15 protein-coding genes are annotated in these 18,143 nt (G+C 40.7%); 13 read left to right on the forward strand and 2 right to left on the reverse strand.

Going from position 1 to position 18,143, the window contains the following annotated elements; all coding sequences use genetic code 11:
• Positions 1–98: 98 nt before the first annotated feature.
• Positions 99–1,790, reverse strand: a complete 1,692-nt coding sequence (locus LI164_RS04215) for a hypothetical protein (RefSeq protein WP_227086762.1) — start codon at positions 1,788–1,790, stop codon at positions 99–101.
• Positions 1,791–2,181: 391 nt separating this feature from the next.
• On the opposite strand from LI164_RS04215, the gene LI164_RS04220 reads away from it, so the two are divergent.
• From LI164_RS04220 to LI164_RS04275, 12 genes are all read left to right on the forward strand, one after another.
• A complete protein-coding gene (locus tag LI164_RS04220; RefSeq protein ID WP_227086763.1) occupies positions 2,182–2,634 on the forward strand; it encodes a hypothetical protein in 453 nt (150 codons plus the stop codon).
• A 128-nt stretch (positions 2,635–2,762) separates the two neighbouring features.
• Complete coding sequence (locus LI164_RS04225; RefSeq protein WP_227086764.1) at positions 2,763–4,121, forward strand: zinc ribbon domain-containing protein; 1,359 nt, start codon at positions 2,763–2,765, stop codon at positions 4,119–4,121.
• 780 nt (positions 4,122–4,901) lie between these two features.
• Complete coding sequence (locus LI164_RS04230; protein WP_005332273.1) at positions 4,902–5,810, forward strand: phosphate ABC transporter substrate-binding protein; 909 nt, start codon at positions 4,902–4,904, stop codon at positions 5,808–5,810.
• Between the two features lie 83 nt (positions 5,811–5,893).
• Positions 5,894–6,796: a phosphate ABC transporter permease subunit PstC gene (gene pstC, locus LI164_RS04235; protein ID WP_227086765.1), complete on the forward strand. Its 903-nt coding sequence runs from the start codon at positions 5,894–5,896 to the stop codon at positions 6,794–6,796.
• 15 nt (positions 6,797–6,811) lie between these two features.
• The gene (gene pstA / locus LI164_RS04240; RefSeq protein ID WP_005332271.1) at positions 6,812–7,687 is read left to right on the forward strand and encodes a phosphate ABC transporter permease PstA; all 876 of its coding nucleotides are present in this window, start codon (positions 6,812–6,814) and stop codon (positions 7,685–7,687) included.
• 16 nt (positions 7,688–7,703) lie between these two features.
• Positions 7,704–8,471 carry a phosphate ABC transporter ATP-binding protein PstB gene (gene pstB, locus LI164_RS04245; protein WP_105309643.1) on the forward strand — a complete coding sequence of 256 codons (768 nt, stop codon included), beginning with the start codon at positions 7,704–7,706 and terminating at the stop codon, positions 8,469–8,471.
• 3 nt (positions 8,472–8,474) lie between these two features.
• The gene (phoU, locus tag LI164_RS04250) at positions 8,475–9,128 is read left to right on the forward strand and encodes a phosphate signaling complex protein PhoU (protein ID WP_005332269.1); all 654 of its coding nucleotides are present in this window, start codon (positions 8,475–8,477) and stop codon (positions 9,126–9,128) included.
• A complete protein-coding gene (locus LI164_RS04255; protein WP_117980511.1) occupies positions 9,125–9,799 on the forward strand; it encodes a response regulator transcription factor in 675 nt (224 codons plus the stop codon). The genes phoU and LI164_RS04255 overlap by 4 nt, the downstream gene beginning before the upstream one ends.
• Positions 9,800–9,949: 150 nt before the next feature.
• Positions 9,950–11,266 (forward strand): ATP-binding protein, encoded by a 1,317-nt coding sequence (locus LI164_RS04260; RefSeq protein ID WP_227086766.1) that lies wholly within the window; start codon positions 9,950–9,952, stop codon positions 11,264–11,266.
• A 102-nt stretch (positions 11,267–11,368) separates the two neighbouring features.
• Positions 11,369–12,889, forward strand: coding sequence for a sensor histidine kinase (locus LI164_RS04265; RefSeq protein WP_227086767.1), 1,521 nt, complete (start codon positions 11,369–11,371; stop codon positions 12,887–12,889).
• Positions 12,876–13,892 (forward strand): ABC transporter substrate-binding protein, encoded by a 1,017-nt coding sequence (locus tag LI164_RS04270; RefSeq protein ID WP_117606552.1) that lies wholly within the window; start codon positions 12,876–12,878, stop codon positions 13,890–13,892. Before LI164_RS04265 ends, LI164_RS04270 begins: the two co-directional genes overlap by 14 nt.
• A 101-nt stretch (positions 13,893–13,993) precedes the next feature.
• Complete coding sequence (locus LI164_RS04275) at positions 13,994–15,616, forward strand: response regulator (RefSeq protein WP_117606553.1); 1,623 nt, start codon at positions 13,994–13,996, stop codon at positions 15,614–15,616.
• On the opposite strand, the gene LI164_RS04280 is transcribed toward LI164_RS04275, so the two are convergent.
• On the reverse strand, positions 15,613–16,707 hold the full coding sequence (locus LI164_RS04280) for a GntR family transcriptional regulator (RefSeq protein ID WP_227086768.1): 1,095 nt from the start codon (positions 16,705–16,707) through the stop codon (positions 15,613–15,615). The two genes, LI164_RS04275 and LI164_RS04280, sit on opposite strands and share 4 nt — an antisense overlap.
• A gap of 404 nt (positions 16,708–17,111) precedes the next feature.
• Between LI164_RS04280 and LI164_RS04285 the strand changes: the two genes are divergently transcribed.
• A complete protein-coding gene (locus LI164_RS04285; protein ID WP_117606555.1) occupies positions 17,112–18,101 on the forward strand; it encodes an ABC transporter substrate-binding protein in 990 nt (329 codons plus the stop codon).
• Positions 18,102–18,143 lie beyond the last annotated feature (42 nt).

An 18,143-nucleotide genomic window follows, 5' to 3' on the forward strand; every position in this document is an offset into this window, starting at 1 on the left:
TTCCTGTAATTTACAGGAGGCATCCATTTTTTGTATAACAGGAAATTACATTTTCTGTTATACAAAAAGCCTCCGGCAGAAAAATTTGATGAAACGTATTATTTCTTCAAATCAAATTCCTTGCTAAGATCTTCAGATATTTTTGCGATAGTACCAGGTTCAAAAATATTGTTCAGCCCTGCAATTGTGAGTGCTTCCTGATATTTTGTCCCGGCAGGAACTGTGGTGAGAGTCATATATTTGGCAACACCGGAATGAAAATCAACCCGCGATTCTAAAAACAGTTCGAAAGAAGCGAGGGCAGAGGTGGCATAACCTATATAATAAAATGGCTCTTCAAAAACATGATCTATATAAGTCCAGGATGTGTCATCGCTGATGAAATTGTTATATTCATCACTGACATTTTCCCAAATCTGATCCAGTTTTTTAATATCCAGATCCGGAGTCGTATAGGAACGATATTCCGCTGCATTTATTGTAAATCCATCTGCAACAGAAGCCATCATATCAAAAATAACAAAGGAAGCCAGGGCATCGCCACATTCCGGATAATAGGTATCATAATAATCATAGCAGATTAATTCTAATCCTTGCGACATGATCTCTGAGACATCGGTTATATCGCGAGAATCAAATGGATGAGCAGGATTGTGGTAATAATAATTGTAGTGCCCGAATTCATGCAGGAGGGTTGAATAATCGGAGACGGTCTCATATGGAGAACTGTAAATATAAGCATCATTGTAGGCAGGCAGGGGTGCAGAAAAACTCAAGGCCGGATATTTCAGAGAAGACGCCTCGACATCATACAAAGTATTTTTTTGCAAATGAATCAAGGATTCCTCCAGTGCAGGACAGACTTTTTGAATACATTTGCGAAGCCGGTGGATTTTTTCCTCTCCACGGTCATGGTTTTCGTCATATACAACATAAATAGAATCATCCTCAGTGACGGAAGATACATATTCGTGAAATACAGGTATGAAATTATCTTTCACTTCATTTTCGATTTTCTTTAGATCGGTCATTGTGTAATCACGACCATATTCAACGGCATAGACAAAATCAGGGTAATTGGCATAACCGAAAGACCGGGCAAAAGCATTGTTCGTATTTACAAGGTCAATGTAGAGCTGTTTGAGTTCTTGTTCTTTGGCGCCCTGTGTGATCAGAGCCTCATAATGTTGGATTAATTCGTTTTTTTGTTGCTTCAGTGCAATTGCTTCATCAGAATAGATCAGTGAATTTTCTATCCGGGAGGCTTTATCTTCTCCAATGTAAGAACGAAAGACATCGCTGTATTGGGAAGATAAGGCACGCTGAAACAGACTGGAGGTTTTTTCAAAACTATCAGTATAGGCAGATTCTTTGCTATGATAACGCTCCGCTTTTTCCTGACTTTCGGTATCCAGATAATATGCATATTGCGCTAAAGTCGCATCAGTCAAAAGCATGTTCAGTTGTTCACATAACTGATCATAGAGACCGAGAATCCGTTCTTCATTACCGTCACTGTCAAGAGCGGTATAAAATTCATTAAAGGTAGATTTAAAGGTATCGATATCGATAGAATCCATAGAACGGTCAGTCAGGGAAAGGTTGGAACGGTTGAAATGATCCGCATACTTGAAGTCTGAATAAGGTTTGACCGTTTCTTTTGCAGATGTATGATTCTTGACGTCGGTATGCTTTTGAGACGAGTCACGGTTATTGCAGCCGGAGCATATAAATGCAGCCAACAGGCAGGAACAACATACTGTTAAGAGTAATAAATATTTTCTTTTCATAAGGCAACCTCCTTTTAAAATATCAGCTGGGAGTCAATCCCCCAGCTGATATAGCCTCCGGCAGGATTGCAGAGATGCGCAGTAGAAGTATGTCATGCAATTGCATGACGCGCACCTCGCAGCAAGAATGCCTCGGCATTCTTGAATGGATGATTTGTCTTTTTTAGTTGAAATAGTATAACAGGTTTGTAAGGCATCCACAAGGATAGAAAGATCTAATTTTCAGGAAAATGATTGACGAAATTTGAGGCAAAAATCTGTGTATTTTTGAAGGTGGATTTTGCTTTTGTGGGAGTAGTTCTTCATGATACAATGAAAAAAACAATACTTGGCTTATCACAAGAAAAAAGATTCATGGCAGGTAAATCATATAGGAGAGGAGAAAAGGGTCATGGTAAAAAGAATATTAGGTGGAATTTTATTTATATGTATTGGATTTTTTTTGATGATTGCTTCAATAAAAATGATTTTTGTGGATGATCCAAAGGCAAAGAAGCTTTTAAGTGAAGCCGTCTATGTCACGACAGATACGGTAGATCCGGCAAATGATGGAAAAGCCGTTATCGTATCGGCGCCTTTTAAGCTCGTTGAACCGGCGTATGATGATGAAATGGGGCTTACCTTAGACAGTATTCGTATTTCACGCAAGAAAGAGAGGACGGAGTATGAAAGAAAACAAAATGATGAGGATGGTTGGAAGGAAAAGTTAGTGTGGAATCAAGAGGGGGCTTCGGAGGAATATATAGGAGAAGGAATGGTTGGCGGATACACGCTTTCCGAGGATTTTATCCATATGATCCGAATGACCGGCACCTGGAAAGACGGAATATTTGATGAAAGGTGAAATGGATATGGAAACTGCAATAAAAGAAGGTGGTGCCGCAGGGATTGGATTGAAGATTTTTAGTATTGCGATTTCGTTGATCTTTATGCTTGGCGGTGTACTGATGTTTGTAATAAAGAGGTGATTCTATGTCAATGATATGGGCTGGGGCAGTTGAAATCGCACTTGCATGGGCGGTTATACTGGGCGTAAAAATTGCAAGTAATGCATTTGAATGGAAATTCGAGCATCTATTGCCGAATTACTGGTATCCGGTTGTAAAAAGAAAATTAGCAAAACCAGAGACAGCAACTTTAAAAGATAAGGGAATACCAAAAAAAATATCCGATGAACTGGAAGGTCTGCTGGCATTTATGCAAGGCGGCAGTTTGCAAAATAGCAGAATTCGAATGGATCGTACTTTTCAGGATAAGATAGAGCACGAGACAAAGCAACTGAAAAAAAGAGGTCTGGCAAGACAATTTCATTTTACAAATTTAAAATTGTCGGAGAAGAATGAAAAAAAGAAAGATTTCAGACATTGGAGCGATGCCGGACGTGAATGGAGAGAAGTTATCGTAGAAGCGTCTGTTTCGGACAAATATCTAAGCAAAGATAAGAAAAAAGTACTTCATGAAACAATCTATCCTTACGGTGCGATATTACTTCGTCAGTCACGTCACATTCGACATACAGATAAGGCAGATAAGGACAGAAAAAAGGAACAGACATTTTACAGTGAATATTCACAGATGACCTGCCCAAGCTGTGGTGCACAGTTAAATTTGAAAGGAAACGAAACGAATTGTCCTTATTGTGGCGCCTTTATACAGAGCCAATTTTACGATTGGCAGACAGAAGATTTTCGAATCTATCACCTTCCGGATCCGAATGTAAGGAATCTGTTATACACAGGAGGACTGATCCTGGCACTATTTTTACCGGCAGTTCCATGTATACGCTTCATCTCAAATATGTATCTTGCATTTGGTCTTGCATTTGTATTGACCATTTTAGTAGCTTTTGAAATGCTCTCTTTCATAACTCCGAAATTAGAGAAAGAGGAAAAGTTGAAAGAACAGATTGTCCGATATGACGAAAGCTGGCTGGCAAGTAACATCAATGAAGCATTGTATAAATCCGTACTCACACCGGAACTACTTACATATATTGTTGACGATATAAAGATAAAAAGCGTAGAAAATACAGAAGATACAACGACAATTTCAGTGAGTGCAAAACTGCGCAGGACTATTTTGGAAAATGATCAGCATATTGTCGTGAAAAACGAAAAAGAAAATTGGACGCTTTCAAGAGCACTACATCCAAATCGATTAAAATCAAAAGGACAGGACATTGTAATAGAAAAAGAATGCCCAAGCTGTGGCGCCAATTATGTTCCGGATGAGAAAGGCTGCTGTTCCTATTGTGGATATAGTTTGAAAGTTGATAACTCAAGGTGGAAAATTAATGCCAGTGAGAAAAGAAATATGTCTACTATAGTATAGTCGAAAGTAATATATTAATAAAATGTTTGACATAGAATAAGCAGACTGTTAATATAATATTAGAAAAGGTGCTACTGATGACGGTTCGCCTGATTTATTAATTAAAAAAATAACCGCTTAACTTGTCAGGGTGTGGGCGGTTATTTTTGCGTCTTGGAATCATGCCACGCAAAGCGAACCGCCATCAACACGTCAACGTGTAGTAGCACCTAAAAATATTTTAACAAAATAAATATATTTTATCAATATAATATTTCTAAAAGAATAAGTAATGTCTTGATAGAATGGGAATATCATAAAATGCTTTGAAAAGCAGTAGAAGTCGTAGTGTAATATAAGAGAGCATGCATCAATCTGACTACTGTGCAATGAAGATGAGACATAAAAAACGTGCTAGTTCATACTGGCACGTTTTTCGCACTTACTATTTATTAATAAAATGCTTTGAAAAGAGCGATAAATGAAGTGTATAAATAAAAAAGTCCCAAACAATCAAGGAGATTTCCGAAATATCAGTGAGCATAGCCAGTATGATTATGTATTGTCTGAGCCGTTTCTCAGGCGAGTTTACATAATCATACTGAGATAAGCGGCGCAACTGATATCGGAAATACCTTGTGTTTGTGACTTTTTTTATTTATAAACACATTCCCGACTACTTTACAAACATTTTACAATCCCGCCGTTTTTGATTTTACATTCTCCTTTTATGATAATAACTGTCGACGAGGTAAATAATAAAAAAAGAATTATTGTACAAGACAAAAGGAGATTACGAAAATGAAATTGAAAAAGTTTATTGCAATGATGGCAGTAACAGCAATGGTTGCAGGAATGGCAACAGGATGTGGCGGATCAAAATCAGATGCAGGATCTGATTCAACAGGAAGTGATACAAAGACAGAAAGCTTAAGCGGAACAATTACAGCAGCTGGTTCTTCAGCATTAAAACCGCTGGCAGATGATGCAGCAGATTCATTCTTAAATGAGAACCCGGACGTATCTATCACAATTGATGCAGGAGGATCAGGAGAAGGACTGAAGCAGGTATCCGAAGGAACAGTTGATATCGGAAACTCTGATGTAGCCGCTGAGGATAAGTTGGATGCAGATAAAGCAAAAGAACTTGTAGATCATCAGGTATGTGTTATTACAATGGCACCAATCGTAAATGAGGATGTTGCAAAGGCAGGAGTTAAGAGTCTTACAAAAGATCAGCTCATCAGCATTTTCACAGGAAAGACAACAAACTGGAAAGAAGTTGGTGGACCAGATGAGGACATCGTACTCGTAACAAGACCAGGATCTTCAGGAACAAGAGCTACTTTCCAGAAATATGCATTAGACGGAAATGAAGAAGCTTCCAATGCATCTATGGAGACAGACGATTCAGGAGTACTTCTTACAAATGTAAAAGATACAAAGGGTGCAATTGGTTATGTTGCTCTTTCTTATCTGACTGGTGATGCAGGAGTTGAGACAGTTGCAATTGACGGAGTAGAGCCTACACTTGAGAACACATACAGTGGAGAGTACCCAGTATGGACATTTGAGCATATGTATACAAAAGGTGAGCCAAACGAAGTTGTAAGTGCATTCCTTGATTACATCACAGGTGACAAATATGGAAGCCAGATGGAGAAACTTGGATATGGCGTTTCTTCTAAGATGACAAAGACAGAGCACTAATCAGGAAAAACGAGAAGTGGCAGGGCAGACGAAAATATAGCAATGTCTGTCATGCCATTTCTTATGAAAATCAGGTGAATGATATGAATAAAAAACAAAGTATGTTTGCAAAAGAATATGCCTGGAGAGGACTTATGACAGCCGGAGGCCTTCTGGTTATCGTAATCACAATCTGTATCGGAGCATTCCTTGTATATAAAGGTTCTGGCACATTTACCATATTCCACCATTCCCTTTCAGACTTTCTGTTCTCAGCAGATTGGGGACCGGCAGATAATGCCGAAGGCGGTGGTACGGTCGGAGCATTGATCTTTATCGTAGGTTCTCTTTGTACATGCGGACTTGCACTTTTGATCGCAACACCATTTGCACTGGGATCAGCAATCTTTATGATTGAAATTTCACCGAAATTCGGTGAAAAGTTTTATCGTCCGATTGTAGAAATATTTGCAGGTATTCCATCGGTTGTATACGGATGGGTCGGATTGACAGTGTTGATTCCGGCAATTAAAAAAATATTTGGACTGCAGGTCGGACATTCTATACTGGCAGCGGGAATCGTACTCGCACTTATGATATTTCCAACAATCAGCAATGTGGCAGCAGATTCTATAAGTTCTGTTCCGAAAGACTATCGTATGGCAGCTTACGGACTTGGATCGACCAGATGGCAGTCAATCTATAAAGTTGTACTTCCTGCAGCAGGCTCAGGAATTCTTTCTGGTATTATCCTTGGACTTGCAAGGGCATTTGGTGAGGCGCTTGCAGTTGCAATGGTTATCGGACAGACGACAGCACTTCCAACTGGCATTTTCTCTACGACAAAGAGTCTGACAACGGAGATTGCGGCACAGATGGGAAATGCGACAGAAGGTGGAGAGATGAAGACAGCACTTTGGACAATGGCATTACTGTTATTTGTATTGTCTCTTATATTTATTCTGCTGATTCATTATTTCTCCAGACCGAAGAAAGACAAAGAGTAAGGAGGAGACGAGAAGATGAACAGAATAAAACGTGCGCGTGGAACCAATAGCGTAATGACAGGCGTATTCTATCTGATCGCAGTTTTCTTTTTTGCACTTTTGATTTCATTTGCATCTTATGTGATTATAAAAGGATTCAGCGGTGCGACTCCGGAAATGTTCCGCTTTCTGAGAAAAGGAAGTATTGGAAACCAGTTATTCAATACGATTTATCTTGTATTCATATCACTGGTATTTTCCGTACCGCTTGGAGTAACTGCAGGAATTTATCTGTCTATGTATGCAAAAAAAGGATTTTTGACCAAGTTTCTTCGCATCTGCATCGAGACACTTTCCTCATTACCATCTATCGTAGTCGGTTTGTTTGGATATCTGGTATTCCTTGTGTTTTTCGGACTTGGAAAAAGTCTTCTTGCCGGAGCACTTTCCATTTCCATACTGGCAATTCCAGTTATTACAACGACGACAGAGGATGCGATCAATGGACTGCCAGATGATTATCTTCAGGCAAGTCTGGGACTTGGTGCAACGAGGTGGCAATCCATCTATCACGTACTTCTTCCGGCCTGTATTCCACGAATTATGACGGGTGTGATACTGGCAGCAGGAAGAGGATTTGGTGAGGCGGCAGCGCTTCTTTATACAACTGGTTCCGGAACAGATATCCGTTGGGGTAATTGGAACCTGGCAGCACCGACCTGTCCGTTAAATATATTCCGTCCGGCAGAGACGTTATCATTACAGATTTGGGGCTTACAGATCAATGGACAAGATCCGAATCTTGCCAATCTGTCAGCGGCAGTTTTGATGATCCTCGTTCTGTTATTTAGTATCGGGGCAAATGCCTTGAGCCGACATATTAATAAAAAGACGTCAGGTGAAAGTGTGTAGAAAGGATAAAAAAATTATGGCAGATCAATCAAAAAAATATAAATTTGATATCAGTAATCTGAATCTGCATTATGGTGATTTTCATGCATTAAAAGATGTAAATATGCAGATTGAAGCAAATAAGATTACTGCTTTTATCGGGCCGTCCGGATGTGGAAAGTCTACATTTTTAAAGACTTTGAACCGCATGAATGACTTGGTAGAGAATTGTAAGATCGATGGAAAGGTGCTGCTTGATGGCACAGATATTTATAAGGATATGGATGAAATTACTCTGCGTTACCGTGTCGGAATGGTATTTCAGCAGCCAAATCCTTTTCCGAAGAGCGTATACGACAATGTGGCATATGGCCCAAGAATTGCCGGAATCAAGAAAAAATCGCAGTTGGATGAGATTGTGGAGCGAAGCTTAAGACAGGCAGCTATCTGGGATGAATTAAAAGACAGGCTTCATAAAAGTGCGCTTGGACTTTCCGGTGGACAGCAGCAGAGACTTTGTATCGCAAGAACACTTGCGGTAGAGCCGGAAGTCATATTGATGGACGAACCAACTTCTGCACTGGATCCGATTTCAACATCTAAGATTGAAGACCTTGCGATGGAACTGAAAAAAGATTATACTATTGTCATGGTAACTCACAATATGCAGCAGGCTGTCCGTGTATCTGACAATACTGCATTCTTCCTGTTGGGCGAAGTGATCGAGTATAATGATACAGAAAAATTATTCTCTATTCCTTCTGACAAGCGTACAGAAGACTATATTACAGGGAGGTTCGGTTAAGATATGCGTAATAAGTTTGATATGCAGCTGGAACGTCTCAACAGCCAGCTGACCCATATGGGAGAGATGTGTGAGATTGCAATTACCAGAGCAACGAAGGCTTTGGAAGATGGTAAGATTGATGAGGCGAAATCTGTCCAGGAGGCAGATGAAGAGATTGACCAGTTAGAAAAAGACATCGAACGTCTTTGTCTGAAGCTTCTGTTACAGCAGCAGCCGGTAGCAAGAGATCTTCGCCAGATTTCAGCGGCACTTAAGATGATCACAGACATGGAACGAATCGGAGATCAGGCATCTGATATTGCGGAGATTATTATTTCTGAAAAGAAGGCTGAGGCAGCAGATATTCCGGTTATTGTGAAGATGTCTGAAGCAGCAGCAAAAATGGTTCGGGACAGTGTGAATGCTTATGTGGAAAAAGACCTGGAGTTGTCACGTGCTGTTATCGAATACGATGATGTTGTAGATGAGATGTTCGAGGAAAATAAAAAACAGCTGATCGATTACATTTCCAAGAATAGCGGAGAAGGTGGAAAGGAAGCCATTGATCTGATCATGGTCGCAAAATACCTGGAGAGAATTGCAGATCATGCGACCAATATTGCAGAGTGGGTAGAATTTTCAATTACAGGAATCCACAAGGAGAGCAAAGTATGATATTTTGTGTAGAAGACGATAGTAACATTCGAGAATTAGTCATATATACACTTGAGACCACGGGCTTTAAAGCGCGTGGTTTTGAGGATGGAAAGGAATTTTTAGAAGCGCTGGCACTGGAGACACCGGAATTGATCTTATTAGATATTATGCTTCCGGGAATGGATGGGCTGGAGCTTTTAAGCAAATTAAAAGCGTCACCGAAGAACCGTGATATTCCGGTCATTATGTTGACAGCAAAAGGTGCAGAATACGATAAAGTAAAAGCACTGGATGCCGGGGCAGACGATTACGTGACCAAACCATTTGGAATGATGGAGCTTGTATCCAGGATCAAAGCAGTCCTTCGAAGAACACAGAAAGATACACAGGATCCACAGGATGTCATTGTTCTTGGTGACATTGAGATGAATACGAAAAAACATGAAGTAATTGCAGATGGAGAAGTTGTGACATTGACGCTCAAAGAGTATGAACTTTTGAAGCGCCTTATGAAGAACCCGAACATTGTCATGACACGAGACTGTCTGCTGGAAGACATCTGGGGATACGATTTCGACGGTGAGACAAGAACTGTCGATGTACATGTAAGAACACTCAGACAAAAACTTGGCAAAAGCGGAGAGAAGATCGAAACAGTCCGCGGCGTCGGATACCGCATGTCAGAATAAGATAAAGTAGTAGAACACAGGAGACGGGAAGGGGACGGGAGCAACGGAGCCAAGGCGAGTATGCCCCGTCCCCAAAGCGAGGCGCAAGCCCGCTCAAGAGGCTCCCCCGTCCCCAAAGCGAGGCGTAAGCCCGCTTGGAAAGGTACGCATATGAAACTTAGAAGCAAAATTCAACATAGTATGATCATGGTCATCACAGTGACGCTTCTGGCGGCATATGCGCTGACCACACTGGTTATCTACAGACAGAATGTAGGTTTAATGGAGCGGGAGACGCGTCAGGAAGCGGATTATATTGTAAAGGCAATCGAGATATCCGGGACAGATTACTTAAAGCAGATGGACGAGGTAGAAAAGAATACAAGAATTACCTTGATTGATCCGGCAGGCGATGTTCTGTACGATTCTACGGAAGACGCGGTGACTTTACAGAACCACAAGAATCGTCCGGAAATCAAGGCTGCCCATAAGAATGGTACTGGTCAGGAAGTCAGAAGATCCATGACGATGAGCAAGGAAATGTTCTATTATGCAAAGCTTCTTCCGGATGGAAATGTACTTCGTGTATCCAAGACTATGAACACAGCGCTTCACACAGCAATTTCAATCCTGCCGATTATGGGATTGATAGCAGTTGTGGCTCTTGCATTTGCATATCTGCTTTCCAGACAGCAGGTGGCAAAGCTGATTCGACCAATTAATGAACTGGATCTGGAGGAACCTCTGGAAAACGAAGTTTATGAAGAGCTGACACCGCTTCTTGAGAGCATTGATAAGCAGAACAAAGAAAAAGAAGCCATTGCCAATATGCGAAAAGAATTTTCAGCAAATGTATCTCATGAACTGAAAACACCACTTACTTCAATTTCAGGTTATGCCGAGATCATGAAGAGTGGAATTGTGAAACCCGAGGATATGCCACGATTCTCAGAGAAAATTTACAACGAGGCAAGGCGATTGATTACATTAGTAGAAGATATTATCAAGTTATCGCATCTGGACGAAGGAAAAGTCGAACTAGAGAGACAAGATGTAGATTTTTATGAACTAACGAGAGAAATTATAAGCCGTCTGTCACCACAGGCTTCGGCGAAGAAAGTCCACATGGAGTTGACCGGAGAATCCGTCATTTACAATGGAGTCCGGCAGATTCTAGATGAGATGGTCTACAATATTTGCGAAAATGCCATCAAATATAACAAAGAAGGCGGAGAGATCCGCATCTGGGTCGGAAACACACTGAATGGAAAGAAGATTATCGTGACAGATACAGGAATCGGAATTCCGGAAGATCAAAAAGAACGGATTTTTGAGCGATTCTACCGGGTAGACAAGAGCCATTCAAGAGAAATCGGCGGAACCGGACTGGGACTATCTATCGTAAAACATGGCGCAATATTGCACAATGCAAAGATCCATGTAGATAGCGAGTTGGGAAAAGGAACGAGGATGGAATTGACATTTTAATATTAAGGGATGTAGTCAAGCGTTGATTGACTATGTCCCTAATTGCGTTTAAGAATTGAAAATGATACAATGATAAAAAATGATGAATTAAGGAAGTATCAAATGGATAGACAGGATGTAAAATTTTCAATTCGAAAGAAAATACTAGGGGTAACGCTTGTGGCGGCGTTACCTTTTCTTGCTATATCTATATATTTGCTCATTTCCATGTCAAACTATAATCATACATATAATAAGATTGTACAGAATCTTACTATTGCAAATAATTATAATCTGGATTTTAAAGATGAGATGGATGAAAGTCTTTATAAAATGGTTGTTGGATATGTTACAGTAGATGGCTTTGACGATGCGGAAGAATTAAAAAGTCCCTATGTCCTGATTAAGGATCTGCGCAAGGAATTTAGAAATTTGAAGAAAATTACAACGGATACCGAAAGTAAATTATGGCTGGACAGTCTGCTCCGAAATATTGACACGCTGGAGGATCGGGTCGATGATCTGGTGCAGAATATTCATGTGGGTGGTACTTATGACAGTAACATCAAAGAACTGGATGATAATATTTATATTTTAACTGAATTGATTCAGGATGACATTCAGTATTATATTTATTATCAAACAGAAAGTATGGAAAAGGTGACGGATACGCTGAATACACAGATCCGGACATTTATCATTATCTGTGCATGTCTGATCGCGGTTCTGACCATTGGTCTTGCTATGGCAGTCATGCAGATTACAACAGGCATGTTGCGTCCAATCCAGGTGTTGGCACAGGCGGCCGGAAGGATTTCAGAAGGGGATCTAGATGCAAGGGCAGATGTGGATTCCAGGGATGAGATTGCGGTGCTGGCTGATAGGTTCAACGATATGGCAGGCAATATCCAGACTTTGGTTGTGAAAGTTAGAGAGGACGAGCAGAAAATGCGAAAAGCAGACTTAAGACTTCTGCAGGAGCAGATCAATCCACATTTTCTCTATAATACACTGGACAATATTGTGTGGCTGATTGAAGGAAATGAGCCGGACGAAGCAGTGGAGATGGTTGTAACTTTATCTGAATTTTTCCGTCTTGTACTCAGTAAGGGAAAAGAATTTATCACGATCCGACAAGAAGAGCAGCACATCAGCAGCTACTTGCAGATTCAGGGGAAACGGTATCATGACATTTTAGATTACCATATTTATATAGATCCTGGAATTTACGAGTATCAGATTCCAAAGCTTACGCTGCAGCCACTTGTGGAAAATGCGTTATATCATGGAATTAAATATAAACGTTCCCGGGGAATGATTGAGATCACAGGAACGCAAGAGGGAGAAAATCTTTATCTGACAGTAGCTGATGACGGTGTCGGCATGAATGAAGAGGAATTAAAGAAACTGGAAAAAGAAATATCCAGACCATGTAAAGAAACGGAAAGCGGATTTGGACTTGCAAATGTAAATGAAAGAATCCGTATGTATTTCGGAGCAGAATTTGGTATGAAAATCTGGTCTGAAAAAGGAAGCGGAACGAGAATTACGATTGAAATTCCAGCAATCACAGATAATCCGGAAAAACCAGAAGCAGTCAAACAAAACATTAGAAGCGAGGAGGCAGAAAATGAAGCGAAATAATAAAATTTTTCGAAATGTAATCATTGTATTGGCCGTGCTCGCACTGATTACTGGTTGTGCCGGACAGGAACCCGAAGCGGAAGATACAAGAACGCCGACCGATGACGATTTAATTGTAGTCGGAGTCTCTCAAGAAGGAAGTGAGTCAGTCTGGCGGACCGCTAACACAAGGTCTGTAAAGGAGACATTCACAAAAGAGAATGGATACTTTCTGATTTTTAAAAATGCAAGGCAGAAGCAGGAGAACCAGATAAAAGCACTTCGGAGCTTCATTTCCCAGAGAGTGGACTATATTGTATTTTCTCCGATTGTAGAAGATGGATGGGATACTGTACTGCAGGAAGCAAGGGAGGCAGAGATTCCGGTTATTTTGATGGATCGGAAAATTAACGTGAAAGACGAATCCCTATATACAGCGTGGGTTGGTTCTGATTTTGTAGAAGAAGGAAGAAATGCAGGAAAATGGCTGGAAGATTATCTGAAAGGACAGCGTTTTAATGATGATCAGGTGAACATTGTTGTATTGCAGGGAACTGCCGGAACAACAGCTATGTTCGGAAGAACACAAGGATTTGAAGAGATAGCTGCAAAACACGAAAACTGGAATATTCTGGAGCAGACAAATGCAGATTTCACAACGGCAAAAGGAGAAGAGGAAATGCGCAGGCTTCTGAATACTTATCCGGGGATTGATGTGCTTGTATCCCAAAATGACGACATGACCTTTGGCGCGCTGGAAGCAATTCAGTCAGCAGGAAGAACGACCGGAACAGGTGGAGATATCACAGTGATATCTTTTGACGGAACGAAGAAAGCGTTGGAAAAGGTCAAGACCGGGGCAATTAATGTTGATGTGGAATGTAATCCATATCAGGGGAAATATATCGAAGAAATCATTCAGGCACTGGAGACAGGACAGAGCATAGAAAAGGATAATTATGTGGAAGAAAAAGTATTTACACAGAAAAATGTGCTGAGTGTGTTGAATGACCGAACCTACTAAATCTGTAACTAAATTTCTAAGAAATTATGGAATAGATTGGATTCATAGCATAGAGCAGAATTTCGAATAAGAGTAGATTAAAAAATAAGGGTGAAGATGTGATGTTAAAAGTATTTCTGGCAGAAGATGAAACTTTAATCAGAGAAGGTCTAAGAGACAATATTCCGTGGGAACAGTATGGCTATCGGTTTGTCGGGGAGGCAGCGGACGGTGAGATGGCGCTTCCGCTTATACGAAAGACGAAACCGGATGTGCTGATCACAGATATTAAGATGCCGTTCATGGACGGGCTGTCGCTGAGCCGGATCGTGCGGGAAGAGCTTCCGAAGACGAAAATTATCATTATCAGTGGGTATGATGATTTTGAGTATGCGCGGGAAGCGATTGCTATTGGTGTAGATCAATACCTTCTAAAGCCTGTAACACGGATGAATTTGAGAAAAGTGCTTCAGGAGTTAAAAGAAAAGATTGAACAGGACGTAGAGCAGGAAGATTACCAGACGATGCTTCAAAATGAAATGCATGAATATGAACAGTTTTCCAGAAGGCTTTTCTTTGAAAAAGTATTGGAAGGGAAAATGTCTGTCAAGGAAATCTATGATGAGGCGGCGAAGCTTGAAATGGAATTGACGGCGTCCAGCTATAACTTGATTTTTATATCTTTGCAGGAACACCGGAGGAACCAGACGGAGCGTGAAGTGGAGCAGTTTTTGCGGCAGCAGGAAGAAATTTTGCATTATTTTCTGAGGTATCCTAAGTTTCAGGTATTCCGGTGGAATGTAAACTGTTATGGAGTCTTAATAAAATCAGATCAGGATAATGTTGAAAAGGAGACAGACCAGGCACTGGATTATGTCCAGAAGATATGTGAGAAGGCGCCGGAGAAAATGGATTGGTACGTGGCTGCAGGAAAACCGGTAGAGAGACTGAGTATGCTCAAAGAATGTTACAAGAGCGCCAGTCATTGCCTTGCATACCGTTTTGTTCTGCCACAGATGCATGTGCTGACAGAGGAAAATCTGTCAAGATATATGGAGAATCAGGAAGAAAATAGTCAGGCAGCAGTGACAGTCGATACATCAAAAGTGGCGCCGGACGTAATTCTGGATTTTCTGGCAAGGGGCATCCAGGGGGAGATTTACAACTTTGTTGAGTCTTATCTTGGGGGGATCAGTGAAGCAATGAAATCCAGAATGTTCTGCGAATATGTAGTGCTGAATATCCGCTTTACGATTTTGTCTTACGTGGAGTCTGTCGGAGGCTCAAAGGAAGAATATCTACAGGCCATTGGAGAGTATGCACAGAATATTCATATGGAGTCAGAAGAGGTTTTTGAGTACTTTGTAAAAATGCTCCAGATAGCGATAGAGATTCGTGATAAGGATAGTGATTCACAGGGCGGAAGCACTCTTCGAAGAGCACTGGAATATATCCAGGATCATTACACAGAAGAATCACTGACTCTTGGAAATGTGGCATGTGAGGTTAAGGTCAATGCAAATTACTTAAGTTCTATCTTTAGTCAGAGCATGGAGAAGACATTTACCGAATACGTGACAGAAAAGCGTATGGAAAAAGCAAGAAAGCTGTTGCGTGATACGACTGTGTCAACCGCAGAGATTGCCGCAACGGTGGGCTATAAAGACTCCCATTATTTCAGCTTTGTATTTAAGAAAACGCAGGGAGTCAGCCCGAGAGATTACCGTAATGGAAAGAAGAACTAAAGGTTGTCCAAAAGGTTGTCTGGTGTACTTCCTTTTGGAATTAGAGTCCACGGGACCTCTAAAAATGTCACAGGAATTCCTTTGAGCTGCTGGATCATCATGTTGGCAGCGGCAGTGCCCATTTCGTGGGATTTGTGGGATAAAGTAGTCAGGGTCAGAATCTGTGAGTTGCTTAAGTAAGTATTATCAAAGGCTCCGATTGCCATATCATCAGGTAGATGGTATCCTGCCAGATTCAGTTCTTTAATTAAAAAATATGCGATCATATCATTATAACAGACGACAGCCGTGCAGGATTCCAAGGAGTCCTGCACGAATTTTTTTAAGAACCCTGTGTCCTGGAAACGCTGCAGGTGGTCAAGGTCACGGGAATTGAACCAGCCGACTCTGGAATCCGGGACAGGAAGCCCCTGGTTACGCATAGTCTCCATAAATCCTTGAAATCGTTCTGCACCTTGCAGGTCGTCAGAGTGAAAGATTCCGCCTATCGCCGTATGCCCTTGGGAAAGAAGATACTCGGTAAGCTGTCGGCTTCCGGAAACATTGTCGTCTTTTACAAAAGGAATCTGACTGAAATTCTGATAGTAATTATGTAAAAAGACAAAGCGGCAATTCTTTTTCTGAAGTGCACGGTACAGATCAAGATTCGGATTCGGAAGATAACTTCTGGATCCTTCTACAATAATTCCTCGTGGTGGAGCAGATAAGAGTTTTGTCAGAATCTTGCGTTCTTCATAAGTTTCATTTTTCGTAATATGAACCTGTGATGAAAAATGATTTTTTCGAAGTGTTCCCTGAATATCATTTAATACACCGGGATAAATATAATTGGAATCATCAGAAATCAAAATATCAATCTGGTCATCAGACAGATTTGAAGAATGTCCGGTAATATAACTGCCGCTTCCGTGACGTTTTTCAATCAGACCTTCCTGCGTAAGAAGATTCAGAGCCTGCCTTACGGTTTGGCGGCTGACGTGATAACGTCTGCACAGCTCCTGCTCCGATGGCAGCTTATTAATTTCATTTTTCACATCTTTTTTAATCAGATCCCGGAGTGTTCCGGCAAGCCATTTGTATTTTATAGCCATAAAAAAATCTCCTTTTTGAAAAAAATTATCTTTTCTTAACATAAAAGAATCTGAGAAAATCTAACGTTCCCCTGAAAAAATCAAACTTTTATGTGAAACAACTGCAAAGATAACAACTGTAAAATGTAAAAATCCACATAAAATATGTCAAAAAAACAACGATATCAAAAGAAAATCACTGTTTATCTGAGAATAGCAAACATTAAAAATAAACTTGTATTTATTTGATATTTTAATACAAAAAAGTTGTATTGTAAATAACTGATAAACCTTTAAAAACCGCTGTTTTTATAATTGTGAACAAAGCTATGTGATGCTATAGTGAAATCAAGAAAAAGAGAGGCCTTTCAAAAACAGACTAAAGTAACTGATGTGAAAAAATCAAGAAAATCAGGAGGAAGATTATGAAGAAAAAAATTATCTCAGTTTTACTCGCATCTATGATGGTCATTGGACTTGTAGGTTGCGGAGGATCAAAAGAAACATCTGACGGCGCAAAATCCGATTCTGGTGACGGGCTGATTAAAGTTGGTATCATCAACAATGATCCAAATGAATCCGGATATCGTACAGCAAATGATAAAGACCTAAAAGCAACATTTACAAAAGAGAATGGATATGACGCTTCATTCGCTTACAGCTTAAAGAATGATGAGCAGATTACATCAGCTCAGAAGTTTATCCAAGACGGTGTTGATTACTTACTCCTTTCCGCTGCTGATACAGCAGGCTGGGACAGTGTTCTGAAAGACGCTCAGGACGCAGGTACACAGGTTATTCTGTTTGACCGTACAATTGACGCAGACGAGAGCCTGTATGCAGCTTCTATCGTATCCGACATGGAAAAAGAAGGTGAGACAGCAGCAAACTGGTTAAAAGACCAGAAATTACCTGAGTATAACATCATTCACATTCAGGGTGTTATGGGATCAGCAGCTCAGAAAGGACGTTCTGGCGCACTTGCAGATACAGCAAAATCTGAGGGATGGAACATTGTAACAGAGCAGACAGCAGAGTGGAATGCAGAGAAAGCACAGCAGATTGTACAGTCCGTTATCGATTCCGGACAGGCATTCAACGTAATCTATGCAGAGAACGACGATATGGCTAAAGGTGCTGTAGCAGCTCTTGACAAAGCAAATATCTCCCATGGTGTTGGAAAAGACGTTATCGTTATGGGATTTGACTGCAACAAATGGGCATTAGAAGAACTTCTGAACCAGAACTGGAACTATGATGGACAGTGCAACCCTTATCAGGCTTCTTACATCGAAGATGTTATCAAGAAACTTGAGGCAGGCGAGACACTTGATGAGAAGACAATCATCATGGATGAGAAGGGATTCGATGCAACAACAATTACACAGGACGATGTAGATCAGTTCGGTATCTAATGATGGATTGTGAGAGTGCGCAACAGGTCGTAATCCACAGGA

It is taken from the genome of Dorea sp. 210702-DFI.3.125, from assembly GCF_020560945.1.
GTDB classification, from domain to species: domain Bacteria; phylum Bacillota; class Clostridia; order Lachnospirales; family Lachnospiraceae; genus Dorea; species Dorea formicigenerans.

Bases quoted from the DNA above. Each gene is read 5' to 3' on its own strand.
- LI164_RS04215 (WP_227086762.1), bottom strand. From the start codon at position 1,790: ATGAAAAGAAAATATTTATTACTCTTAACAGTATGTTGTTCCTGCCTG.
- LI164_RS04265 (WP_227086767.1), top strand. From the start codon at position 11,369: ATGGATAGACAGGATGTAAAATTTTCAATTCGAAAGAAAATACTAGGG.
- LI164_RS04260 (WP_227086766.1), top strand. From the start codon at position 9,950: ATGAAACTTAGAAGCAAAATTCAACATAGTATGATCATGGTCATCACA.
- LI164_RS04230 (WP_005332273.1), top strand. From the start codon at position 4,902: ATGAAATTGAAAAAGTTTATTGCAATGATGGCAGTAACAGCAATGGTT.
- pstB (WP_105309643.1), top strand. From the start codon at position 7,704: ATGGCAGATCAATCAAAAAAATATAAATTTGATATCAGTAATCTGAAT.
- pstA (WP_005332271.1), top strand. From the start codon at position 6,812: ATGAACAGAATAAAACGTGCGCGTGGAACCAATAGCGTAATGACAGGC.
- LI164_RS04275 (WP_117606553.1), top strand. From the start codon at position 13,994: ATGTTAAAAGTATTTCTGGCAGAAGATGAAACTTTAATCAGAGAAGGT.
- phoU (WP_005332269.1), top strand. From the start codon at position 8,475: ATGCGTAATAAGTTTGATATGCAGCTGGAACGTCTCAACAGCCAGCTG.
- LI164_RS04270 (WP_117606552.1), top strand. From the start codon at position 12,876: ATGAAGCGAAATAATAAAATTTTTCGAAATGTAATCATTGTATTGGCC.
- LI164_RS04225 (WP_227086764.1), top strand. From the start codon at position 2,763: ATGTCAATGATATGGGCTGGGGCAGTTGAAATCGCACTTGCATGGGCG.
- LI164_RS04280 (WP_227086768.1), bottom strand. From the start codon at position 16,707: ATGGCTATAAAATACAAATGGCTTGCCGGAACACTCCGGGATCTGATT.
- pstC (WP_227086765.1), top strand. From the start codon at position 5,894: ATGAATAAAAAACAAAGTATGTTTGCAAAAGAATATGCCTGGAGAGGA.
- LI164_RS04285 (WP_117606555.1), top strand. From the start codon at position 17,112: ATGAAGAAAAAAATTATCTCAGTTTTACTCGCATCTATGATGGTCATT.
- LI164_RS04220 (WP_227086763.1), top strand. From the start codon at position 2,182: ATGGTAAAAAGAATATTAGGTGGAATTTTATTTATATGTATTGGATTT.
- LI164_RS04255 (WP_117980511.1), top strand. From the start codon at position 9,125: ATGATATTTTGTGTAGAAGACGATAGTAACATTCGAGAATTAGTCATA.